At 56.0% G+C, this 22712-nt stretch carries 19 protein-coding genes; 16 read left to right on the top strand and 3 right to left on the bottom strand.

The features are described from left to right. Position 1 precedes the first annotated feature (1 nt). The 15 genes from pbpC (at position 2) to ACQG03_RS15700 (ending at position 18271) form a co-directional block, all read left to right on the top strand. Positions 2 to 2329, top strand: a complete 2328-nt coding sequence (gene pbpC / locus ACQG03_RS15770) for a peptidoglycan glycosyltransferase PbpC (RefSeq protein ID WP_063163666.1) — start codon at positions 2 to 4, stop codon at positions 2327 to 2329. 88 nt (positions 2330 to 2417) lie between these two features. Further along, the gene (locus ACQG03_RS15765; protein WP_063163665.1) at positions 2418 to 4796 is read left to right on the top strand and encodes a DMSO/selenate family reductase complex A subunit; all 2379 of its coding nucleotides are present in this window, start codon (positions 2418 to 2420) and stop codon (positions 4794 to 4796) included. Further along, positions 4793 to 5422: a DMSO/selenate family reductase complex B subunit gene (locus ACQG03_RS15760; protein WP_022649006.1), complete on the top strand. Its 630-nt coding sequence runs from the start codon at positions 4793 to 4795 to the stop codon at positions 5420 to 5422. Before ACQG03_RS15765 ends, ACQG03_RS15760 begins: the two co-directional genes overlap by 4 nt. Next, the gene (locus ACQG03_RS15755; RefSeq protein WP_063163664.1) at positions 5415 to 6194 is read left to right on the top strand and encodes a dimethyl sulfoxide reductase anchor subunit family protein; all 780 of its coding nucleotides are present in this window, start codon (positions 5415 to 5417) and stop codon (positions 6192 to 6194) included. The genes ACQG03_RS15760 and ACQG03_RS15755 overlap by 8 nt, the downstream gene beginning before the upstream one ends. Continuing rightward, positions 6194 to 7069, top strand: coding sequence for a 4Fe-4S binding protein (locus ACQG03_RS15750; protein WP_063163663.1), 876 nt, complete (start codon positions 6194 to 6196; stop codon positions 7067 to 7069). Before ACQG03_RS15755 ends, ACQG03_RS15750 begins: the two co-directional genes overlap by 1 nt. A gap of 124 nt (positions 7070 to 7193) precedes the next feature. Next, entirely contained in the window at positions 7194 to 7625 is a 432-nt protein-coding gene (gene ndk / locus ACQG03_RS15745; protein ID WP_003860625.1) for a nucleoside-diphosphate kinase, read from the top strand. 147 nt (positions 7626 to 7772) lie between these two features. Further along, entirely contained in the window at positions 7773 to 8939 is a 1167-nt protein-coding gene (locus ACQG03_RS15740; protein WP_003860623.1) for a bifunctional tRNA (adenosine(37)-C2)-methyltransferase TrmG/ribosomal RNA large subunit methyltransferase RlmN, read from the top strand. 291 nt (positions 8940 to 9230) lie between these two features. After that, entirely contained in the window at positions 9231 to 10241 is a 1011-nt protein-coding gene (rodZ, locus tag ACQG03_RS15735; protein WP_045621487.1) for a cytoskeleton protein RodZ, read from the top strand. A 26-nt stretch (positions 10242 to 10267) separates the two neighbouring features. Further along, on the top strand, positions 10268 to 11386 hold the full coding sequence (gene ispG / locus ACQG03_RS15730; protein WP_003860619.1) for a flavodoxin-dependent (E)-4-hydroxy-3-methylbut-2-enyl-diphosphate synthase: 1119 nt from the start codon (positions 10268 to 10270) through the stop codon (positions 11384 to 11386). Between the two features lie 81 nt (positions 11387 to 11467). Further along, complete coding sequence (gene hisS / locus ACQG03_RS15725; RefSeq protein WP_022649001.1) at positions 11468 to 12742, top strand: histidine--tRNA ligase; 1275 nt, start codon at positions 11468 to 11470, stop codon at positions 12740 to 12742. 13 nt (positions 12743 to 12755) lie between these two features. Continuing rightward, a complete protein-coding gene (locus ACQG03_RS15720; protein WP_032622338.1) occupies positions 12756 to 13376 on the top strand; it encodes a YfgM family protein in 621 nt (206 codons plus the stop codon). Positions 13377 to 13386: 10 nt separating this feature from the next. Then, positions 13387 to 14565 (top strand): outer membrane protein assembly factor BamB, encoded by a 1179-nt coding sequence (gene bamB, locus ACQG03_RS15715; protein WP_022648999.1) that lies wholly within the window; start codon positions 13387 to 13389, stop codon positions 14563 to 14565. 112 nt (positions 14566 to 14677) lie between these two features. After that, positions 14678 to 16150 carry a ribosome biogenesis GTPase Der gene (gene der / locus ACQG03_RS15710; RefSeq protein ID WP_022648998.1) on the top strand — a complete coding sequence of 491 codons (1473 nt, stop codon included), beginning with the start codon at positions 14678 to 14680 and terminating at the stop codon, positions 16148 to 16150. A gap of 299 nt (positions 16151 to 16449) precedes the next feature. Then, on the top strand, positions 16450 to 17991 hold the full coding sequence (locus ACQG03_RS15705) for a peptide MFS transporter (protein ID WP_023306697.1): 1542 nt from the start codon (positions 16450 to 16452) through the stop codon (positions 17989 to 17991). Positions 17992 to 18049: 58 nt separating this feature from the next. Further along, positions 18050 to 18271 (top strand): zinc ribbon domain-containing protein, encoded by a 222-nt coding sequence (locus ACQG03_RS15700; protein WP_023300707.1) that lies wholly within the window; start codon positions 18050 to 18052, stop codon positions 18269 to 18271. Here the strand turns inward: ACQG03_RS15700 and ACQG03_RS15695 are convergent. Genes ACQG03_RS15695 through xseA form a run of 3 tightly spaced genes read right to left on the bottom strand, consistent with a single transcriptional unit; the run spans position 18268 to position 21070 of the window. After that, positions 18268 to 18618 carry a protealysin inhibitor emfourin gene (locus ACQG03_RS15695; RefSeq protein ID WP_023300706.1) on the bottom strand — a complete coding sequence of 117 codons (351 nt, stop codon included), beginning with the start codon at positions 18616 to 18618 and terminating at the stop codon, positions 18268 to 18270. The two genes, ACQG03_RS15700 and ACQG03_RS15695, sit on opposite strands and share 4 nt — an antisense overlap. Continuing rightward, entirely contained in the window at positions 18619 to 19638 is a 1020-nt protein-coding gene (locus tag ACQG03_RS15690; RefSeq protein ID WP_023306696.1) for a M4 family metallopeptidase, read from the bottom strand. A 58-nt stretch (positions 19639 to 19696) separates the two neighbouring features. Next, positions 19697 to 21070, bottom strand: coding sequence for an exodeoxyribonuclease VII large subunit (gene xseA, locus ACQG03_RS15685; RefSeq protein WP_063163662.1), 1374 nt, complete (start codon positions 21068 to 21070; stop codon positions 19697 to 19699). A 159-nt stretch (positions 21071 to 21229) separates the two neighbouring features. On the opposite strand from xseA, the gene guaB reads away from it, so the two are divergent. Continuing rightward, positions 21230 to 22696 carry an IMP dehydrogenase gene (guaB, locus tag ACQG03_RS15680; protein WP_003860601.1) on the top strand — a complete coding sequence of 489 codons (1467 nt, stop codon included), beginning with the start codon at positions 21230 to 21232 and terminating at the stop codon, positions 22694 to 22696. The last annotated feature ends 16 nt before the right edge of the window (positions 22697 to 22712 follow it).

Raw genomic sequence — 22712 nt, 5'->3', positions numbered from 1 at the left:
GATGCAGATAGCAGGCCTGATTCGCTCCCGCTGGCTGTGGCTTGCGGGAGCGCTTCTCTTTTCAGGGGGGCTGATTGTCGCCGCTGATCGCGTGTGGCCGTTGCCCCTGAAAGAGGTCAACCCTGCGCGAGTGGTCGTGGATGAGCAGGGTGTTCCGTTGTGGCGTTTTGCCGACAGCGAAGGCATCTGGCGCTATCCGGTTACCATTGAAGAGGTTTCCCCACGCTATCTTGAGGCGCTGATCCAGTATGAAGATCGCTGGTTCTGGGATCACCCTGGCGTCAATCCGCTTTCTGTACTGCGTGCCGCCTGGCAGGATCTCACCGCCGGGAGAGTGGTTTCTGGCGGGAGCACGCTTACCATGCAGGTGGCACGCCTGCTGGATCCGCATCCGCGTACCTTTGGCGGTAAAATTCGTCAGCTGTGGCGGGCGATGCAGCTGGAGTGGCATCTCTCCAAGCGTGAAATCCTGACGCTGTATCTCAACCGTGCCCCGTTTGGCGGCACGTTGCAGGGCGTGGGCGCGGCAAGCTGGACTTATCTTGGCAAACCGCCGTCTCAGCTGAGCTATTCCGACGCGGCGCTGCTGGCTGTACTGCCACAGGCACCCAGCCGTCTGCGCCCCGACCGCTGGCCGGAACGTGCCGAAGCGGCGCGGAACAAAGTGCTCGACCGCATGCTGACTCAGGGCGTCTGGTCTGAGAAGCAGGTGAAAGAGTCCCGTGAAGAGCCGGTCTGGCTGGCCCCCCGGCAGATGCCGCAGCTGGCGCCGCTCTTTTCCCGCATGATGTTGAGTAAAAGCCGCGACACAAAAATAGTCACCACGCTGGATGCAGCTTTGCAACGACAGCTTGAAGAGCTGGCAATGAACTGGAAATCGCGCCTGCCTGCCCGCAGTTCACTGGCGATGATCGTCGTGGATCATACATCCATGAAAGTGCGTGGCTGGGTAGGCTCGGTAGATATCAATGATGGCAGTCGCTTTAGTCACGTGGATATGGTCAATGCGATCCGATCACCGGGATCGGTCCTCAAGCCATTCATCTATGGCATGGCGCTGGACGATGGCCTGATCCATCCCGCTTCGTTATTACAGGATGTTCCAAGAAAAACGGGGGATTATCGCCCCGGCAACTTTGACAGCGGTTTCCATGGGCCGGTCAGCATGAGCGAAGCCCTGGTGCGTTCCCTCAACCTGCCTGCGGTGCAGGTACTGGAAGCGTACGGCCCAAAACGTTTTGCAGGCATGCTGAGCAACGCGGGATTACCGCTCATACTCCCCGCGGGGGCGCAGCCCAACCTCTCCCTGATCCTGGGTGGCGCAGGCGCACGCCTGGCTGATATCGCTGCCGCCTACAGTGCCTTTGCGCGGCAGGGGCAGGCGGGCCGGTTGCGTTTACAGCCGGGCGATCCGCTGATCGAACGTCCGCTGCTGTCGCAGGGGGCGGCGTGGATCATTCGTCGCATTCTCGCCAGTGAAGCACAGCCCCTGCCGGACAGTGCGCTGCCCCAGGTTGCGCCGCTGGCGTGGAAAACGGGCACCAGTTACGGCTACCGGGATGCCTGGGCCATCGGGCTGAACGCCCGGTATGTCATTGGAATCTGGACCGGACGTCCGGACGGCACGCCCGTTGCCGGGCAGTTTGGTTTCGCCAGCGCGGTTCCGCTCCTGAATCAGGTCAATAACATGCTTCAGTCCCGCTCGATGGTGGATGAAGCCCGTCTGCCGCGCGATCCGCGTCCTGCAAGCGTAGGACGGGGCGTGATTTGCTGGCCGGGGGGCCAGTCCCTGCCTGAAGGGAACGAAAACTGTCGGCGTCGGCTGTCAACCTGGCTGCTGGAAGGCAGTGAACCGCCTACGCTGCTGCTGCCGGAACAGGAAGGTATTCGCGGGATCCGTTTCCCGGTCTGGCTGGATAAAGAAGGCAAACGCGTCGCAGCGGATTGTCCTGATGCGACAGAAAAAGTGCTGGATGTCTGGCCGCTGCCGCTGGAGCCCTGGCTGCCTGCTGCCGAAAAACGGGCCGCTCGTCTCCCCGCCCGTTCAGCGGTTTGCCCTCCGCTGGATAATCATAATGCGGCGCCGCTGATGTTGTCAGGCGTCAGAGAAGGGGCGGTAATTAAACGTCTTCCGGGTGAGAAAAACATGACCCTGTTCGTTTCAACCAGCGGCGGGGAGGGGCAACGATGGTGGTTTTTGAATGGAGAACCGCTGGACGGACATCAGAAGAATTATTCACTGCAATTATATTTGTCGGGTAAATATCAGTTAGTTGTATTAGATGAAACAGGACAAACGGCGACGGTCAATTTTGAGTTAGATCGCTAAGTGTTACTCCTCAAGAGTTAGCTTGATAATTATCAATATCCGTTCCTGAAAAAAAACGAGAATGCGTTTTTATTTTAAGGAACGAGCAATGGAAAAAAATAAACATCAGGGAGAGGGGACTATTCCCGCCATATCCCGGCGTCAGTTTATTCAGGCAGGATCGGCGCTCGCCGCTCTGCCTTTTGTCGTCAAAACCGGCAAAGTACAGGCACAGGGCGCGGCGGTTTCAGACACTACGCCTGAAGAAAAAGTGGTGCAAACCTGTAGTACGTTTGACTGCGGCGGCAAGTGTGATATTCGTGCTCACGTCAGTGAGGGCGTTGTGACCCGAATTTCTACGCGTCCGGATAACGCATTGGATCCGCAAATGCCCGTAATGCGCGCCTGCGTGCGTGGCCGGGCTTATCGGAAATTTGTTTACCATCCCGATCGGCTGAAATACCCAATGAAACGTGTAGGGAAACGTGGCGAAGGAAAATTCGAGCGTATTACCTGGGATGAAGCCACCACCCTTATTGCGAATCAATTAAAAACTATTACGCAAAAATACGGTGCGGCTTCACGCTATGTTCATGTGGGCACCGCTGTGTCCGGCGGGACTTTTTCCGGCGATAAAATGGTTCGTCGTCTGCTCAACTTAACCGGCGGCTATCTCGAAAGCTATCACTCGGTCAGTATGGGTAACACGGCGGCAGCAACGCCGTATACCTATGGCACCGCTGCCAGCGGCAGTTCTCTGGACACGCTGCTGGACACCAAACTGGTCATCCTCTGGGGACATAACCCGACGGAAACGATCTTTGGTCACAGCAACCACTTCTACCAGAAGATGAAGCAAAACGGCACTCGCTTTATTGTTGTCGACCCTCGCTATTCCGATACGGTTTCCTCCCTGGCCGATCAGTGGATCCCGCTGCTTCCCACCACGGACAACGCCCTGATGGACGCGATGATGTATGTGATCGTCACGGAGAACCTGCACGATCGCGACTTTCTTCAGCGCTACACCCTGGGCTTTGACGAAGACACTATGCCAGAAGGCGTTCCGGCCAATGAATCCCTGATGGCTTACCTGAGCGGCGCAAAAGATGGCGTGGCGAAAACGCCCGAGTGGGCAGAGAAAATCACCCACGTGCCTGCACAAACAATTCGGCAACTGGCGCGCGACTACGCAACCACCAAACCCGCTGCGCTGATCCAGGGCTGGGGACCGCAGCGTCATAACTGCGGCGAGCGCACCGCACGCGGCTCGACGTTGCTGGCTACGCTCACGGGTAACGTCGGGGTGAAAGGCGGTTGGGCAGCGGGCTATGGCGGCTGCGCAAACCGGAAATTTGCCGCCGGACCAGAAATGCCGGACAACCCGGTCAAAGCCAAAATATCGGTGATGAACTGGGTGCAGGCCGCCGACGATGCCTCTCAGGTCACCGCGGACGTCGGCCTGAAGGATGCCGAAAAGCTGGACAGCAATATCCGCATCCTGTTCTCGCTGGCGGGAAATTATCTGGCTAACCAGAACCCGGATCTTCATCAGGCAACCCGTGTCCTGGAAGACGAGTCGAAAATTGAGTTTATCGTCGCAAGCGATCTGTTTATGACGCCGAGCGCCCGATACGCCGACCTTCTTTTGCCGGAAACCAGCTTTATGGAACGCTGGAATATCGGCGAAACCTGGGGCACGGCAAGCTATCTGATCCTGTCAGAAAAGCTCATTGAACCTGAATTTGAACGCCGTTCAGACTACGACTGGCTGCGGGAGGTCGCCGCTAAGCTTGGCGTCGAACCCGCGTTCAGTGAAGGGCGTGACGAAAAAGCGTGGATTGAGCACATCTGGGAGCAGACGCGTCTTTCCATGCCTGACGAAAACCTGCCGGACTTCGCGACGCTACAGAAGACGCGTCAGCACCTTTTCAAAAGCGCGCCGTTCGTCGCCTTTGAAGACAACATTCGCGATCCGCAGAATCATCCGTTTCCGACGCCGTCCGGAAAAATTGAGATCTTCTCGAAGCGTCTGTACGACATGCATCACCCGGAAATTCCGGCGCTGTCGCACTACGTGCCTGCCCATGAAGGGCCGGAAGATGCGCTGGCGAAACGCTTCCCGCTCCAGCTGATTACCTGGAAAGGAAAAAACCGCGCTAACTCCACCCAGTACGCCAACCCGTGGTTAATTGAGGCGCAGCAGCAAAAGCTGTGGATCAACCCGCAGGATGCGCAAAAACGCGGCATTGCGCAGGGAGATACCGTGCGTATTCATAACGCGCGCGGCATTTGCGAGATCCCGGCGGAGGTCACGCCGCGCATCATTCCAGGCGTTGTGGCCATGCAGGCAGGTGCCTGGTGGCAGCCGGACGAGCAGGGTATTGATAAGGGCGGCTGCGCGAACGTGCTCAGTTCCGCACGTATTACCGCGCTTGCGAAAGGGAATTCCCATCAAACCATGCTGGTGGAGGTAGCTAAAGCATGAGTCAGTTTAAACATTACGCACCGGTAAGCGACAAACAGCTGGGTTTTTATATCGACTCTTCTCGCTGCTCGGGCTGCAAAGCATGTCAGGTAGCGTGCAAAGATAAAAACAACCTTGAGGTCGGACGTCGTTTCCGTCGCGTGTACGAAGTTAATGGCGGGAGCTTTATCCCGACCGGGCAGGGTGGCGTCAGCAATAACGTTTTTGCCTACACGCTCTCTATCTCCTGTAACCACTGTGCCGACCCAATCTGCACCAAAAACTGTCCGACCACTGCGATGCATAAGCGTCCGGGGGACGGTATTGTGCGCGTAGATACTGATAAGTGCGTCGGCTGCGGCTACTGCGCGTGGTCATGCCCTTACGGCGCGCCACAGCTCAACGAGCAGACCGGGCAGATGTCCAAATGTGATTTCTGCGTGGATCTACAGGCGAAGGGGGAACAGCCTGTCTGTGTGGCAACCTGTCCTCTCGAAGCGATTAAATTCGGGCCGATTGATGAACTGCGGGCGAAGTATGGTGCGGTCTGTGATGTGAAAGGCTTGCCTGATTCCTCCATCACCAAACCGAACCTGGTGATCAAAGCGCATCAGGGCGCAGAGAAAGAGGGGAAACGTCATGCATGAGTTACCGCTGCTGATTTTTACGCTGTTCCTGCAAGGATCGGTTGGCGTTACGCTGTGGCTGGCCTTCGGAAGCACGCAACGCAGCGTGCTGCTGCCGGCTGCCGGAGCGTTTGTGTTGGCCAGCCTCGGTCTGCTCGCCTCCGCGTTGCACATGGGCTATCCACTTAATGCGTTCAACGCGCTGCGTCACGTATCCAGCTCCTGGCTGAGCCGTGAGATTATCTTTGCCAGTCTTTATCTTGCGGCACTTGGCCTCGCAACGCTGCTGATGTTTGTCAAAAAACCAGGCTGGAAGCCGCTGTTGGTTGTGGCAGGTCTTGTCGGGCTGGTGGATGTGTTCTGCATGGCGCAGATCTACATGCATGCATCCGTGGTGACGTGGCATCACATTAATACCCTGTTGCTGTTTATTGGTTCGGTGGGAATTATCGGTTCAGCCTGCATGGCCGTTGGGGCACGTTCCCAGACTCGCGTGCGAACGGCGATTGTCATTATCACGCTGCTGGTGATTGCACGTCTGGTGATGCAGCCCGTCTGGCTGGCAGATATTACGGCTATGGACAACACCGTTGTGACGTTCCCACACGCACCGTTACAAATGCTGGAGCAACTGCGAACCGTGCATCTGCTGAGCTGGTGCGTTTCCGTTGCGGGTATGCTGTGCTTTGCTGCGGGCGGCTTAAAAGCGGCGCGAGGCACAATGCTGTTGGGCAGCGCCTTGCTGATTGTGGGTGAGCTAATGCTGCGCTTTGTTTTCTTCAGTATTGGCTGATGGGCGGATTAACCTTTGCCCCGGCGATGGACGTGACGCATGCGTGCGTCCGTCGCCGTTTTCGCCACTCTTCCTGCTGCGCCTGCGCGGACGTCTGTCCCGTGCAGGCTTTTTCTTTTAACGACACCGGCGTCTCGGTTGATGACAGCCGCTGTATTGAATGCGGTGACTGCCTGTTTGTCTGCCCCGCTGAAGCCATCACCGGCATCACGCCGCGAAAACGTTTTCTGTGTGGCGATACGCTTGTTGGGCCTTTTACTGACCGTGCGCCAGGGGTGAATGAGCTTCTGCTGTGGCACGCGCAGCACCACGTTCGTTTTATCAGTATCGACGCGGAGCAGAATCCTGACTGGTTGCTGGCGATTGCCCGGCTGAATCTGGCGCTTCGTCGACGTGGTGAAGCAGCGTGGGCGTTTAAACATATACCCGTCAACGAGGTAAATACCGCCCGGCGTGCGCTGATGCACGTTCCCCGTGAGGATGTCCGGGTCTGTTGCGTCGTGCCCGGTCAGCGTGAGCTGCGCAGGGCGTTTTCTGCGTTTAGCGAGGCAGAGATAACTCTCGATACCGAATCCTGCGTACTCTGCGGCGCGTGCTGGCGGAGTTGTACGGAAAACGCGATTCGGTTTGAGAACGCTGAACTGGTCGTGGAAACCGGACGCTGTACGGGGTGTGGCGGCTGCGAAGCGGTATGCCAGCATGCGGCGATAAACGTGACGCAAACAGACGGGACAGCGAAAAGCGTGACCATACCGGCATATGAAGCCGTTTGTTTGACGTGCCACCGCCATTTCTGGTCATTTAGTTCTGATGAAAAGCAGTGTCCGCTCTGTTTTCACCATCAGTACGGCATGCGAAATACGAGCTGTTGCTAATCTTCGTCTCATTTTAAAAAAATGTTATGCATAACCATAGGCAATGGCGCTATTGCTCTTTATAATCCGCGCCACACCATACTCAGGTATGCAAAAACAACAGAACATTTTACAGAGGTTATCAATGGCTATTGAACGTACTTTTTCCATCATCAAACCAAACGCGGTGGCAAAAAACGTTATTGGCAGCATCTTCGCTCGCTTTGAATCAGCAGGGTTTAAGATCGTTGGCACCAAAATGCTGCACCTGACCGTTGAACAGGCTCGCGGTTTCTACGCTGAGCACGAAGGTCGCCCATTCTTTGACGGTCTGGTCGAGTTCATGACTTCTGGCCCAATCGTGGTATCCGTACTGGAAGGCGAAAACGCGGTACAGCGTCACCGCGATCTGCTGGGTGCAACCAACCCGGACAACGCGCTGGCAGGTACTCTGCGCGCTGACTACGCAGACAGCTTCACCGAGAACGGCACCCACGGTTCCGACTCTGTTGAATCTGCTGCTCGCGAAATCGCGTTCTTCTTTGCAGAAGGCGAAGTGTGCCCGCGCACTCGCTAATAATTTCGTAAATGCCGCGTGCAAACGTGGCATCCCTGCGCCAGACTTTGTACAATGCAACGCCCCGGACGAGCAGACTGCTTACCGGGGCGTTTCTTTTCAACCCACCAAGGGCCACAACGTGTAACAACGAGGCCGGAAAAAATTATGTCTGAATTAGTGAATACCTCCGAAGTCGCCATTCCTGCGGTTCCCAATAAAAATGGAAAAATTAACCTGCTGGACCTGAACCGTCAGCAGATGCGCGAGTTCTTTAAAGAGATGGGCGAGAAGCCGTTTCGTGCCGATCAGGTCATGAAATGGATGTACCACTATTGCAGCGACAACTTTGATGACATGACGGACATCAACAAAGTGCTGCGCAATAAGCTTAAAGAAGTGGCGGAAATCCGCGCACCGGAAGTGGTGGAAGAGCAGCGCTCTTCAGATGGCACTATCAAGTGGGCCATTGCCGTTGGCGATCAGCGTGTTGAAACCGTGTATATCCCGGAAGACGATCGCGCCACGCTGTGCGTCTCTTCTCAGGTGGGCTGTGCGCTGGAGTGCAAATTCTGCTCTACGGCGCAGCAGGGCTTTAACCGTAACCTGCGCGTATCGGAAATTATCGGCCAGGTCTGGCGTGCCGCGAAAATCGTGGGTGCAGCGAAAGTCACCGGTACACGTCCAATCACCAACGTGGTGATGATGGGGATGGGTGAACCTCTGCTCAACCTGACCAACGTCGTTCCGGCGATGGAAATCATGCTCGACGATTTCGGTTTTGGTCTGTCCAAGCGCCGCGTTACGCTCTCTACTTCCGGCGTTGTGCCTGCGCTGGACAAACTGGGTGACATGATTGACGTTGCGCTGGCCATCTCCCTTCACGCGCCAAACGACGCCATCCGTGACGAAATTGTGCCGATCAACAAAAAGTACAATATCGAAACTTTCCTGGCTGGCGTGCGCCGTTACCTGGAGAAATCCAATGCTAACCAGGGCCGCGTGACCATTGAATACGTGATGCTGGATCATGTTAACGACGGTACCGAGCATGCACATGAGCTGGCTGAACTGCTGAAAGATACGCCATGTAAGATCAACCTGATCCCATGGAACCCGTTCCCGGGCGCGCCGTATGGCCGTAGCTCGAACAGCCGTATCGATCGCTTCTCAAAAGTGCTGATGGAGTATGGTTTCACCACCATCGTACGTAAAACGCGTGGCGACGATATCGACGCAGCCTGTGGTCAGCTGGCGGGTGACGTTATTGACCGTACCAAACGTACGCTGCGTAAGCGTATGCAGGGTGAGTCAATCGCGGTTAAAACCGTTTGATTATTATGCAGACACGGCGCATTTTTTGCGCCGTGAAGCATTAATTTACTGAATAACCAGCCACAATCATCACGACTGATTAATAATTACGGTGCGTTTCATACGACTTTCGGGCAGTATGTAACGACGTAACAACAGTTTAGCGTGAAGGCCTGCCAGCGCTGTCATCTGCGGCCCGACAGTCTTATACTGTTTGTTCCAGGTTAACTGACCTAAAGTTTCGCGGTGCGGGTGGCATTGTGACTCACCGGCACCTGAACCCTTATTTTCACGTACCAGTAGTTGTAGCGAATGAATACTGAAGCCACTCACGATCAAAATGCAGCACTCTCCACTGGCGTTCGTCTTCGCAACGCCCGTGAACAACTCGGACTCAGCCAGCAAGCCGTTGCAGAACGCCTGTGCCTGAAGGTTTCCACCGTTCGCGACATTGAAGAAGATAAGGCACCCGCCGATCTGGCTTCAACGTTTCTGCGCGGTTATATCCGTTCTTACGCCAAACTGGTTCATATTCCTGAAGACGAATTACTGCCGATGATGGAGAAGCAGGCGCCTGTGCGTGCGGCAAAAGTTGCGCCGATGCAAAGCTTCTCTTTGGGTAAACGTCGTAAAAAACGCGATGGCTGGCTCATGAGCTTTACCTGGCTGGTCCTGTTCGTGGTTGTCGGGCTGACGGGCGCATGGTGGTGGCAAAACCACAAAGCGCAACAGGAAGAGATCACCACCATGGCCGATCAGTCCTCCGCTGAGCTTAATCAGTCTGGTACTAACGGCGCGCAAAGCGTGCCGTTGAGCACCGAAGGGGCTGCGACCTCCAGCGAACCTCAGGCGGCAGCAACCAGCACGCCTGCAACCGAGCCAGCGGCGACGCCAGAAGCGACGGCGAATACCGCACCAGCCACCCAGGCCCAGGATCAGAACGCGGTCGTATCACCTTCTCAGGCCAATGTTGATACCGCCCCTGCGGCAACGGCACCGGCAGATAACACCGCGGCGTCACTGCCAACTGACCCGGCGGGTACGGCGGCACCTGCCGTTGACCCGAATGCGCTGGTGATGAATTTCACGGCTGATTGCTGGCTGGAAGTGACTGACGCGACAGGTAAAAAGCTGTTCAGCGGCCTGCAACGTAAAGATGGCACGTTAAATCTAACGGGCCAGGCACCATACAAGCTTAAAATCGGCGCACCGGCAGCGGTACAGATCCAGTATCAAGGAAAACCTGTCGATCTGAGCCGCTTTATCAGAACTAACCAGGTTGCGCGTCTTACCGTTAATGCCGAACAATCAGCAGCACAGTAACAGACGTGCAATGCGGGAGATTTTACATGCATAACCAGGCTCCTATTCAACGTAGAAAATCGAAACGGATTTACGTTGGGAACGTGCCAATCGGCGATGGGGCGCCTATCGCCGTCCAGTCGATGACCAATACGCGTACTACGGATGTAGAAGCGACGGTTAATCAAATCAAAGCATTAGAACGCGTCGGCGCGGACATTGTTCGCGTCTCAGTGCCGACCATGGACGCCGCTGAGGCGTTCAAACTGATCAAGCAGCAGGTGAGCGTTCCGCTGGTTGCCGATATTCACTTCGATTACCGTATCGCGCTGAAAGTCGCTGAATACGGTGTCGATTGTCTGCGTATTAACCCAGGCAACATCGGCAACGAAGAGCGCATTCGCATGGTGGTTGACTGCGCCCGCGACAAAAACATTCCAATCCGTATCGGCGTAAACGCTGGCTCTCTGGAAAAAGATCTCCAGGAAAAGTACGGTGAGCCGACGCCGCAGGCGCTGCTCGAATCCGCCATGCGTCACGTCGATCATCTGGATCGCCTTAACTTCGATCAGTTCAAAGTGAGCGTGAAAGCGTCTGACGTTTTCCTGGCCGTTGAATCGTATCGTCTGCTGGCAAAACAGATCGATCAGCCGCTGCACCTTGGCATCACCGAGGCGGGCGGTCTGCGCAGCGGCTCAGTAAAATCGGCAATTGGTCTCGGCCTGCTGCTCTCTGAAGGCATCGGTGACACGTTACGCGTCTCCCTGGCCGCCGATCCGGTGGAAGAGATCAAAGTCGGTTTCGACATCCTGAAATCACTGCGTATCCGCGCGCGGGGGATCAACTTCATTGCCTGCCCAACCTGTTCACGTCAGGAGTTTGACGTGATCGGCACCGTGAATGCCCTGGAGCAGCGTCTGGAAGACATCATCACCCCGATGGACGTTTCCATCATCGGCTGCGTGGTGAACGGTCCGGGTGAAGCGCTGGTGTCCACGCTGGGCGTTACCGGCGGTAACAAGAAAAGTGGTCTCTATGAAGATGGCGTTCGTAAAGATCGTCTGGATAATAGTGATATGATCGACCAGCTTGAAGCCCGCATTCGCGCAAAAGCGACGATGATGGACGAAGCGCAGCGCATCAGCGTTCAGCAGGTTGAAAAATAACGTGATGGGAAGCAGGCTGCTTCCCATGTATGATTGAACCCATTCTTTGGGTTCTTTTTTGTATATAGAAAGAGAATAAACGTGGCAAAAAACATTCAAGCCATCCGCGGCATGAACGATTATCTGCCTGGCGAAACCGCCATCTGGCAGCGCATTGAAGGCACACTGAAGCAGGTGCTCGGCAGCTACGGTTACAGCGAAATTCGTTTGCCGATTGTAGAGCAGACCCCGTTATTCAAACGCGCGATCGGCGAAGTAACCGACGTGGTTGAAAAAGAGATGTATACCTTTGAGGACCGCAACGGCGACAGCCTGACCCTGCGTCCTGAGGGGACGGCGGGTTGCGTACGCGCCGGCATCGAACATGGTCTCCTGTACAATCAGGAGCAGCGCCTGTGGTATATCGGCCCGATGTTCCGCCACGAACGTCCGCAAAAAGGCCGCTACCGTCAGTTCAACCAGCTTGGCGTGGAAGTGTTTGGTCTGCAAGGACCAGATATCGATGCCGAACTGATTATGCTGACTGCCCGCTGGTGGCGTGCGCTCGGTATTTCTGAGCACGTTTCCCTGGAGCTGAACTCTATCGGTTCTCTGGAAGCGCGTGCGAACTATCGCGATGCGCTGGTGGCGTTCCTGGAACAACACAAAGAGAAGCTCGACGAAGACTGTAAACGTCGTATGTACAGCAACCCGCTGCGCGTACTCGATTCCAAAAATCCTGACGTACAGGCGCTGCTGAACGATGCGCCAGCGCTGGGTGACTACCTGGATGAGGATTCCCGCGAACACTTTGCTGGCCTATGCAAGCTGCTTGAAGCGGCGGGCATTGCTTATACCGTTAACCAGCGTCTGGTGCGCGGTCTGGACTACTACAACCGCACCGTATTTGAGTGGGTCACCACCAGCCTCGGTTCGCAGGGCACCGTCTGTGCTGGCGGTCGTTATGACGGACTGGTCGAGCAACTGGGTGGTCGCGCAGCACCGGCTGTAGGCTTCGCGATGGGCCTTGAGCGACTTGTTTTGCTGGTTCAGGCAGTTAATCCGGAATTTAAAGCCGATCCTGTTGTCGATATATACCTGGTGGCCTCAGGTGCGGATACGCAGTCTGCGGCGATGCAGCTTGCCGAACGCGTGCGCGATGCGCTGCCGGACGTAAAGCTGATGACCAACCACGGCGGCGGCAACTTTAAAAAACAGTTTGCTCGTGCCGATAAGTGGGGCGCAAGTATTGCACTGGTGCTGGGTGAGTCCGAAGTGGCCAACGGCGAAGTGGTGGTTAAAGACCTGCGCTCTGGTGAGCAAACTACGGTAACGCAGGATGGCGTTGCGGCGCACTTGCGCACTCTATTGGGCTAAGGAGAAGGACTGCGTGGAAATGTACGAGAACGAACACGACCAGGTTGATGCGGTTAAACGCTTCTTTGCTGAAAACGGCAAGGCACTGGTTGTAGGGGTTATTTTAGGTGTTGGTGCGCTGGTTGGCTGGCGTTACTGGAACAATCATCAGGCTGACTCTGCTCGCGGTTCATCCCTGAACTACGAAAACACCGTTAGCGCAATCCGTGCCGATCAGCCGCAAACGCTGACGGCTGCGGAGAAATTTGCCGCTGACAACAAAAACACCTACGGTGCGCTGGCTGCGCTGGAAGTGGCTCAGCAGTATGTTGATAAAAACGAACTGGACAAAGCCGCTGCGCAACTGTCTCAGGGGCTTGCTGCTGCCAGTGACGAAAATCTGAAAGCGGTGATCAATCTGCGCCTGGCACGTATTCAGGTTCAGCAGAAAAAAGCCGACGACGCGCTGAAAACGCTTGATACCATCAAAGGTGATGGCTTTGCCGCTATTGTCGCCGATCTTCGCGGTGAAGCACTGCTGAGTAAGGGTGATAAAGCGGGCGCGCGTAAAGCGTGGCAAGCTGGCGTGGATAGTAAAGCTTCACCTGCGCTGAGCGAAATGATGCAGATGAAAATAAATAATTTGTCCGTCTGAGAGGGACCCAATGCAATTGCGTAAATTACTTCTGCCAGGACTGCTTTCTGTTACGTTATTGAGTGGTTGTTCACTGTTCAGTGGCGAAGAAGACGTTGTCAAAATGTCCCCGCTGCCGACGGTTGAAAACCAGTTCACTCCGTCCACCGCCTGGGACACCTCCGTGGGTGATGGTATTGGCGATTTTTATTCCAACCTGCACCCGGCATTTGCTGACGGCGTGGTCTATGCGGCCGATCGCAAAGGCACCGTTAAAGCGCTGAACGCTGATGACGGAAAAGAAGTGTGGTCCATTAACCTGGCGGAAAAAGACGGCTGGTTCTCCCGTAAACCTGCGCTGCTTTCTGGCGGCCTGACCGTTGCCGGCGGTCACGTGTATGTGGGCAGCGAAAAAGCGCAGGTTTACGCGCTGAATGCCAGCGACGGTTCGGTTGCATGGCAGACCAGCGTTGCCGGTGAATCCTTGTCACGTCCGGTTGTCAGCGACGGCCTGGTGTTGATCCATACCAGCAACGGCCAGTTGCAGGCGCTGAACGAAGCAGATGGTCTGGTAAAATGGACGGTTAACCTGGATATGCCAGCGCTGTCTCTGCGTGGTGAATCTGCTCCGGCGACTGCATTTGGCGCCGCCATTGTGGGTGGTGACAACGGTCGTGTCAGCGCAGTACTGATGCAGCAGGGTCAGATGATCTGGCAGCAGCGTATTTCCCAGGCGACCGGTTCAACTGAAATCGACCGTCTGAGTGACGTGGACACCACGCCGGTCATCGTTGACGGTGTGGTTTACGCGCTGGCGTATAACGGCAACCTGACGGCGCTGGACCTGCGTAGCGGCCAGATCATGTGGAAACGTGAGCTGGGTTCCGTGAACGATTTCATTGTCGACGGCAACCGTATTTATATGGTGGATCAGAACGACCGTCTGCTGGCGCTGAGCACCGAAGGTGGCGTGACGCTGTGGACGCAGAGCGATCTGCTGCACCGTCTGCTGACCGCACCGGCACTGTATAACGGCAGCCTGGTGGTGGGCGACAGCGAAGGCTATATGCACTGGATCGATCCAGAGAATGGCCGCTTCGTGGCGCAGCAGAAAGTGGACGGCTCAGGCTTCCTGACCGACCCGGTTGTGGCTGACGGCAAACTGCTGATTCAGGCAAAAGACGGCACGCTGTACGCGATCACGCGTTAATTACACGGCGGTTGTAGTATACTAAACGGCTCCTGTTCACTCAGGAGCCGTTTTGACATTTTTAAAAACGCTGCGAAAGCGACGTTATTTTGAATTTTATGAGGCTTCAAACATGGTACCTGTGGTCGCGCTTGTCGGGCGCCCTAACGTTGGAAAATCCACTCTTTTTAACCGTTTAACACGCACCCGTGATGCGCTGGTTGCGGATTTCCCGGGGCTGACGCGTGACCGTAAGTACGGTCGTGCAGAGGTGGAAGGACGCGAGTTCATCTGTATCGATACCGGGGGTATTGACGGTACGGAAGACGGCGTAGAAACCCGCATGGCAGAGCAATCTCTGCTGGCTATCGAAGAAGCGGATGTGGTTCTGTTTATGGTGGATGCGCGCGCTGGCCTGATGCCCGCGGACTCCGCTATCGCTAAACATCTGCGTTCACGCGAAAAGCCAACCTTCCTGGTGGCGAACAAAACTGACGGTATCGATGCCGATCAGGCCGTTGCGGATTTCTGGTCTTTAGGTCTGGGTGATATTTATCCTATCGCGGCCTCGCATGGCCGTGGCGTCACCAGCCTGCTGGAAACCGTTCTGCTGCCGTGGGTTGATGAAGTAAACCCGCCGGAAGAGGTGGACGAAGACGCCGAATACTGGGCACAGTTTGAAGCCGGAGAGGAAGGCGAGGAAGAGCCGGAAGATGACTTCAACCCGCAGGATCTGCCGATTAAGCTGGCTATCGTTGGTCGCCCAAACGTAGGTAAGTCTACGCTTACTAACCGTATTCTGGGCGAAGAGCGCGTGGTGGTTTACGACATGCCAGGCACAACGCGTGACAGCATTTACATTCCAATGCAGCGCGATGAACGTGAGTACGTACTTATCGACACTGCAGGGGTGCGTAAGCGCGGGAAAATCACCGATGTAGTGGAAAAATTCTCGGTGATCAAAACACTTCAGGCGATTGAAGACGCCAACGTGGTGCTGCTGGTTATTGACGCACGTGAAGGTATCTCCGATCAGGATCTCTCTCTGCTCGGCTTTATTCTTAATAGCGGGCGCTCACTGGTTATCGTCGTCAACAAGTGGGATGGCCTGAGCAATGAAGTACGCGAACAGGTGAAAGAGACGCTGGACTTCCGTCTGGGCTTTATCGACTTTGCCCGCGTTCACTTCATCTCTGCCCTGCACGGCAGCGGCGTAGGCAACCTGTTCGAATCCGTTCGTGAAGCCTATGACAGCTCTACCCGCCGCCAGAGCACGGCGATGCTGACCCGTATCATGAACATGGCAGCAGAAGATCACCAGCCGCCGCTGGTGCGCGGTCGTCGCGTGAAGCTGAAATATGCCCACGCCGGGGGGTATAACCCGCCTATCGTGGTGATCCACGGTAACCAGGTGAAAGACCTGCCGGACTCCTACAAACGCTACCTGATGAACTACTTCCGTAAGTCGCTGGACGTGATGGGTACGCCTATCCGTATTCAGTTCAAGGAAGGGGAAAACCCGTTTGCGAATAAACGTAATACCCTGACGCCGAACCAGATGCGTAAGCGTAAGCGTTTGATTAAGCACATTAAGAAAAGCAAATAATTCTTACCGAACTCACTAAAACCCGCGCCTGTCGCGGGTTTTTTTCGCTCATTCAAAAGGCCTGCCTTCCCTTTGTGATGTCAATCACTATTCGCTTTTAACCATGTTTATATCTAAGAAAGTAGACAATCGTCGAATTTTCATCTTAAAGTCCAGGGTTCGGTACTAGACAAAACTAGCGCCTGGTTATCAAATGGTTAACCAATATTTCGCCGCATGTAAAAAATCGATCGGATACGTAACCGTTCGGCGTACATGCAGGTGTTTACAAGCACGACACATACCTTTTCGGGAGAATTATGCAATCCTCTGTTAATCAAAAAGAGAGCCGAACCTTCTTCGGCCATCCTTATCCGCTCGGTTCGCTGTTCTTCACCGAGATGTGGGAGCGTTTCTCGTTTTACGGTATTCGCCCGCTATTGATCCTGTTTATGGCCGCCACCGTGTACGACGGGGGGATGGGCCTGGCGCGTGAAAACGCCTCGGCGATTGTCGGCATCTTCGCGGGCACCATGTACCTCGCCGCACTGCCGGGCGGCTGGCTGGCGGATAACTGGCTCGGCCAGCAGCGGGCCGTCTGGTACGGTTCGATTTTGATTGCGCTTGGGCACCTGTCGATTGCCCTGTCGGCCATTATGGGCGACAACCTGTTCTTCATCGGCCTGATGTTCATCGTGCTCGGCTCCGGCCTGTTCAAGACCTGTATCTCGGTCATGGTCGGTACCCTCTACAAAAAGGGCGATGCGCGTCGTGACGGCGGTTTCTCGCTGTTCTATATGGGCATCAACATGGGCTCGTTCATTGCTCCTCTGATTTCCGGCTGGCTGATTAAAACCCACGGCTGGCACTGGGGCTTTGGTATCGGCGGTATCGGGATGCTGGTCGCCCTGATTATCTTCCGCGTGTTTGCCGTTCCGGCCATGAAGCGCTACGACAGCGAAGTCGGTCTGGACTCCACCTGGAACAGTCCAGTAGTGAAACGTAACGGCGTGGGTGCCTGGCTGCTGGCGCTGGCTGTGGGTGTTGCAATCATCGTCACGTTGATTGCCCAGGGCGTGATTGTGATTAATCCGGTCGCGGTGGCCAGCGTGCTGGTATATGTGATTGCCGCCTCCGTCGCGCTCTACTTCATCTACCTGTTCATCTTCGCCGGGCTGAATCGCAAAGAGCGCGCAAGGCTGCTGGTATGCTTTATTCTTCTGGTCTCCGCCGCGTTCTTCTGGTCCGCGTTCGAGCAGAAGCCAACCTCCTTCAACCTGTTCGCCAACGACTACACTAACCGCATGATCGGTGATTTTGAGATCCCGGCGGTGTGGTTCCAGTCGATTAATGCCCTGTTCATCATTCTGCTGGCACCGGTATTTAGCTGGGCATGGCCGAAGCTGGCGAGCAATAATATTCGCCCGAGCAGTATCACCAAGTTCGTGATCGGTATTTTGTGCGCGGCGGCGGGCTTCGGCCTGATGATGCTGGCGGCACAGAACGTGCTGAGCAACGGTGGAGCAGGGGTTTCTCCGTTCTGGCTGGTGGGCAGTATCCTGATGCTGACGCTCGGGGAACTGTGCCTGAGTCCGATTGGTCTGGCAACCATGACCCTGCTGGCGCCGGAAAGAATGCGCGGTCAGATGATGGGCCTGTGGTTCTGCGCCAGTGCGCTGGGTAACCTGGCTGCGGGCCTGATTGGTGGTCACGTGAAGGCCGACCAGCTGGATATGCTGCCAGACCTCTTTGCCCGTTGCTCCATCGCGCTGTTGATTTGTGCTGCGGTGCTGATCGTCCTCATTGTTCCGGTGCGTCGCATGCTGGAAAATGTGCAGACAAAACCGGCTACCGAAGCCTGATACTATTCAGCCTGCCGGGGCAGTTATCCAGCCCCGGCCCACCTCAACAGGAGAGAGCATGTCGATAACCTGTCCGGATTGCCACGCAGCGCTCGAGCCGCAAAACGGTATCGCGCACTGCGACAGCTGCAATAACGATATTCCCCTCGAAGCGCGCTGCCCTGATTGCCATCAACCGCTTCAGGTACTCAAGGCCTGCGGTGCGGTGGATTACTTTTGCCAGAACGGCCACGGTCTTATCTCTAAAAAACGCGTGGAGTTTGTTCGGGCTGAAGGTTAATCGCACACGCAGCCTTCACCTTTCTGCCACAGTTCCACCAGCGACTCGGGTGCTTCCTGCTCGGGTACCAGCACGATGATATCGGCGTAGTGCGCCTGATTTTGGCCGGTCCAGATAATCTGGATGCGGAAATAGCGCTGGTCACCTCTGCCGGGGGAAGAGGCTTGCCCGGGCGGCTGGCCGCGCGGGAAAGCCTGCTCCAGAATGCTCACCAGGCGCTGGCGCTGGGCCTCATTAAGCGAGGAGAGCGCAATGGTGCGCTGGCCGCTCAGCTTAGGGATAAAAGCGACGCCGCCTTCCCGGGCCAGCTCAACCACGGCGTCATCCGTCAGTTCCGGAACCTGCATTTACAGCACTCCTACCTGTTCCCAGGCTTGTTTTATAGCCGCCCCAACGTCGCTACCGGAGCGTTTCTCGCCGTGCGCTATCGTCAGTTTTGCAAAGGCATCAAAATCCGCATCCTGTGCCAGGTTGCGATCGCAAACCGTGTCGTACCAGGCATAACCCGCTTTTTCCCAGGCGTAGCCACCGATCGCCGTTGCGGCCAGGTAAAACGCGCGGTTGGGGATACCGGAGTTAAGGTGTACGCCGCCGTTATCCTCGCGCGTTTTGATGAAATCTTTCATATGCCCGGGCTGCGGATCTTTACCGAGCAGCGGATCGTTATAGGCCGTGCCGGGTTCAGACATGGAGCGAAGCCCTTTCCCGTTGATGCCCTCCGCCAGCAGCCCTTCACCAATCAGCCAGTCTGCTTTATCGGCGGTTTGCTTAAGATGGTATTGCTTCACCAGTGAACCGAACACGTCGGATAACGACTCGTTCAGCGCGCCCGATTGTTCAAAGTAGATGAGTCCGGCTTCGGTCTCCGTCACGCCGTGGCTAAGCTCATGCGCTACCACGTCGATGGCAATGGTAAAGCGGTTGAAGATTTCCCCGTCGCCATCGCCAAAGACCATCTGCTGGCCGTTCCAGAAGGCGTTTTGATACTCACGGCCATAGTGCACGGTGCCGGTGAGGATCAGCCCTTTGTTATCGAGCGAATCGCGCTGATATTCCTTCCAGAAGAAATCATGGGTAATACCCAGATAATCGTACGCTTCATCCACCGCCACATCTCCGTTGGAGGGCTGGCCTTCATAGCGTACCTGCGTACCCGGCAGCTCCTGGGTCTGTTTCGCATCGTAGATGTCACGCTCAAGCTGACCGGCTTTATTCACATGCGGCGCGGCGGGTTTGCCCGGCATATGGGCCATCAGCGTCTGGACGTGGGTTAAGGTCTGACGGGCGCAGCGCTGCTGCGGCTCAGAACCGCTTTCGATAATACGGCGAAGAATATACGGAGGGATGACGCTATGTAGATGGGGCATGCTGCTCTCCTTATTAAAAAAGGCAATAGCAGCAGTATAGTTTGTAACCGGCGAAGATTTATCCGCTTTTACGCTGACGCGTTTTTTTCACCGGTTTGATCTCTTTCACTTCACTCTCGACCCAGCCGTCAGAAAGCCGGGTGGTGAGCACATCCCCTGCTTTAACCTGCTTCGTCTGTTTCAGCACTTTGCCGTCCGTCGCGGTGGTCACGCTATAGCCGCGGGCCAGCGTGGAGAGTGGGCTGACGGCTTCCAGATGGGTGACCGCATTGCCAAAACGCTCGCGGGTGGCGCTCAGGCGTGAGCGGATATTTTCCGCGAGGCGGAACTCAAGCTGCTGGATACGCGTTTGTGCGCGATAAATCTTCGGCTGCGGATTCTGCTGGTTCAGACGCTGAGTCGTGCGCTGCTGGCGCGATATCGCTCTCTTAAGCTGGTTATCCAGCGCGAAGTTCATCCGCTGACGCAGACGCTCCAGTACGGTTTGCTGACGCGCCAGACGCAATTGCGGATGCTGCTGTTGCAGACGATGATGAAGCTGGGTAAAGCGGCGGGTACGGTTGGCGAGGAAGTAGTCCATCGCCATCTCCAGGCGCTGCTGCCCGTTCTGGATCTGGCGCAGCAGCTCCTGCTGATTACGGCTGACCACCTCTGCCGCCGCGGACGGCGTGGGCGCGCGTAAATCCGCGACAAAATCGGCTATCGTCACATCCGTTTCATGGCCGACGGCGCTCACCACAGGGATAAGGCTGGCAAAGATTGCCCGCGCCACGCGCTCGTCGTTAAAGCTCCACAGGTCTTCCAGCGAGCCGCCGCCGCGCCCGACGATCAGGACATCGCACTCCTGACGCGCATTCGCCAGCTCAATCGCGCGCACGATCTGCCCCGGCGCATCGTCACCCTGAACGGCAGTTGGGTAGATAATGACGGGCAGGGAAGGGTCACGGCGCTTCAGGACGTGCAAAATATCGTGCAGCGCCGCGCCGGTTTTCGAGGTGATAACTCCAACACAGTGGGCAGGTGAGGGCAGGGGCTTTTTAAACCGCTGGTCAAACAATCCCTCAGCCGAAAGCATGGCTTTTAACTGCTCGTACTTCTGCTGCAACAAGCCTTCACCGGCGGGCTGCATGCTCTCGACGATAATCTGATAATCGCCGCGCGGCTCATACAGGGTAATGTTGGCGCGAACCAGAACCTGCTGGCCATGCTGAGGGCGGAACGTCACGCGACGATTGCTGTTGCGGAACATCGCGCAGCGCACCTGAGCGGTGTCGTCTTTTAGCGTAAAGTACCAATGACCGGAAGCAGGCTGCGTGAAGTTAGAGATTTCACCGCTGATCCAGACCTGTCCCATTTCCTGCTCAAGCAGCAAACGCACCGTCTGATTAAGGCGGCTGACAGTATAAATTGAGGGGGATTGAGAGGATAACATGTGAGCGGGATCAAATTCTAAATCAGCAAGTTATTCAGTCGATAGTAACCTGCTGAGAGGCGATCGCAAGCATTTTTTTCAAAAAAGTGTAGATGCAATCGGTTACGCTCTGTATAATGCCACGGCAATATTTAACCACCCAGGTCAGAGATATTGCCCATGCTACGTATCGCTAAAGAAGCACTGACGTTTGACGACGTCCTCCTCGTTCCCGCTCATTCCACCGTTCTGCCGAATACTGCCGACCTCAGCACGCAGTTGACGAAAACCATTCGTCTGAACATTCCTATGCTCTCCGCAGCAATGGACACCGTGACTGAAGCGCGTCTGGCTATCGCTTTGGCACAGGAAGGCGGCATTGGCTTTATCCACAAAAACATGTCTATCGAGCGTCAGGCGGAAGAAGTTCGCCGCGTGAAGAAACATGAATCCGGTATCGTGTCCGATCCTCAGACCGTTCTGCCAACCACCACCCTGCACGAAGTGAAAGCGCTAACCGAGCGTAACGGCTTTGCAGGTTACCCGGTTGTGACCGAAGACAACGAGCTGGTGGGCATCATCACCGGTCGTGATGTGCGTTTCGTGACTGACCTGAACCAGCCTGTCAGCGTCTATATGACACCAAAAGAGCGCCTGGTGACCGTTCGCGAAGGCGAAACCCGCGACGTGGTGCTGGCGAAAATGCACGAAAAACGCGTTGAGAAAGCGCTGGTTGTGGATGCGAACTTCCACCTGCGTGGCATGATCACCGTTAAAGATTTCCAGAAAGCAGAACGTAAACCGAACGCCTGTAAAGACGAGCATGGCCGTCTGCGCGTCGGCGCTGCGGTTGGCGCGGGCGCAGGTAACGAAGAGCGCGTTGACGCGCTGGTTGCCGCGGGCGTTGACGTGCTGCTGATTGACTCCTCACACGGCCACTCCGAAGGCGTTCTGCAACGTATTCGTGAAACCCGTGCTAAATACCCGGATCTCCAGATCATCGGCGGTAACGTGGCTACGGGCGCAGGTGCTCGCGCGCTGGCGGAAGCCGGTTGCAGCGCGGTGAAAGTGGGTATCGGCCCTGGCTCTATCTGTACTACCCGTATCGTCACCGGCGTGGGCGTTCCGCAGATCACCGCGGTGTCTGACGCGGTTGAAGCGCTGGAAGGCACCGGTATTCCGGTTATCGCGGACGGCGGTATCCGCTTCTCTGGCGACATCGCCAAAGCGATCGCCGCAGGTGCCGCAGCCGTGATGGTGGGCTCCATGCTGGCCGGTACCGAAGAATCCCCGGGCGAAATCGAACTCTACCAGGGCCGTTCTTATAAATCCTACCGCGGTATGGGCTCCCTGGGCGCGATGTCCAAAGGTTCCTCCGACCGTTACTTCCAGACCGATAACGCCGCTGACAAACTGGTACCGGAAGGCATCGAAGGCCGCGTGGCCTATAAAGGCCGTCTGAAAGAGATCATCCACCAGCAGATGGGCGGCCTGCGTTCCTGTATGGGGCTGACCGGCTGTGGTACCATTGACCTGCTGCGTACCAAAGCGGAATTCGTACGCATCAGCGGTGCGGGTATCCAGGAGAGCCACGTGCACGACGTGACGATCACCAAAGAGTCCCCGAACTACCGTCTGGGATCATGATTTTCTTCGCCCGACC

It is taken from the genome of Enterobacter cloacae complex sp. 342H5, assembly GCF_050030905.1.
GTDB lineage: Bacteria > Pseudomonadota > Gammaproteobacteria > Enterobacterales > Enterobacteriaceae > Enterobacter > Enterobacter intestinihominis.
Note: the sequence above shows the minus strand (reverse complement) of the source record. Positions and strands in the feature narration are given on the sequence as shown.

What these genes read in the sequence shown, in the direction of transcription:
- ACQG03_RS15740 (WP_003860623.1), top strand. Translation starts at nt 7,773, where the DNA reads ATGTCTGAATTAGTGAATACCTCCGAAGTCGCCATTCCTGCGGTTCCC.
- rodZ (WP_045621487.1), top strand. Translation starts at nt 9,231, where the DNA reads ATGAATACTGAAGCCACTCACGATCAAAATGCAGCACTCTCCACTGGC.
- guaB (WP_003860601.1), top strand. Translation starts at nt 21,230, where the DNA reads ATGCTACGTATCGCTAAAGAAGCACTGACGTTTGACGACGTCCTCCTC.
- bamB (WP_022648999.1), top strand. Translation starts at nt 13,387, where the DNA reads ATGCAATTGCGTAAATTACTTCTGCCAGGACTGCTTTCTGTTACGTTA.
- ACQG03_RS15750 (WP_063163663.1), top strand. Translation starts at nt 6,194, where the DNA reads ATGGGCGGATTAACCTTTGCCCCGGCGATGGACGTGACGCATGCGTGC.
- ndk (WP_003860625.1), top strand. Translation starts at nt 7,194, where the DNA reads ATGGCTATTGAACGTACTTTTTCCATCATCAAACCAAACGCGGTGGCA.
- ispG (WP_003860619.1), top strand. Translation starts at nt 10,268, where the DNA reads ATGCATAACCAGGCTCCTATTCAACGTAGAAAATCGAAACGGATTTAC.
- der (WP_022648998.1), top strand. Translation starts at nt 14,678, where the DNA reads ATGGTACCTGTGGTCGCGCTTGTCGGGCGCCCTAACGTTGGAAAATCC.
- ACQG03_RS15760 (WP_022649006.1), top strand. Translation starts at nt 4,793, where the DNA reads ATGAGTCAGTTTAAACATTACGCACCGGTAAGCGACAAACAGCTGGGT.
- pbpC (WP_063163666.1), top strand. Translation starts at nt 2, where the DNA reads ATGCAGATAGCAGGCCTGATTCGCTCCCGCTGGCTGTGGCTTGCGGGA.
- ACQG03_RS15755 (WP_063163664.1), top strand. Translation starts at nt 5,415, where the DNA reads ATGCATGAGTTACCGCTGCTGATTTTTACGCTGTTCCTGCAAGGATCG.
- ACQG03_RS15695 (WP_023300706.1), bottom strand. Translation starts at nt 18,618, where the DNA reads ATGCAGGTTCCGGAACTGACGGATGACGCCGTGGTTGAGCTGGCCCGG.
- ACQG03_RS15765 (WP_063163665.1), top strand. Translation starts at nt 2,418, where the DNA reads ATGGAAAAAAATAAACATCAGGGAGAGGGGACTATTCCCGCCATATCC.
- ACQG03_RS15690 (WP_023306696.1), bottom strand. Translation starts at nt 19,638, where the DNA reads ATGCCCCATCTACATAGCGTCATCCCTCCGTATATTCTTCGCCGTATT.
- ACQG03_RS15700 (WP_023300707.1), top strand. Translation starts at nt 18,050, where the DNA reads ATGTCGATAACCTGTCCGGATTGCCACGCAGCGCTCGAGCCGCAAAAC.
- xseA (WP_063163662.1), bottom strand. Translation starts at nt 21,070, where the DNA reads ATGTTATCCTCTCAATCCCCCTCAATTTATACTGTCAGCCGCCTTAAT.
- ACQG03_RS15705 (WP_023306697.1), top strand. Translation starts at nt 16,450, where the DNA reads ATGCAATCCTCTGTTAATCAAAAAGAGAGCCGAACCTTCTTCGGCCAT.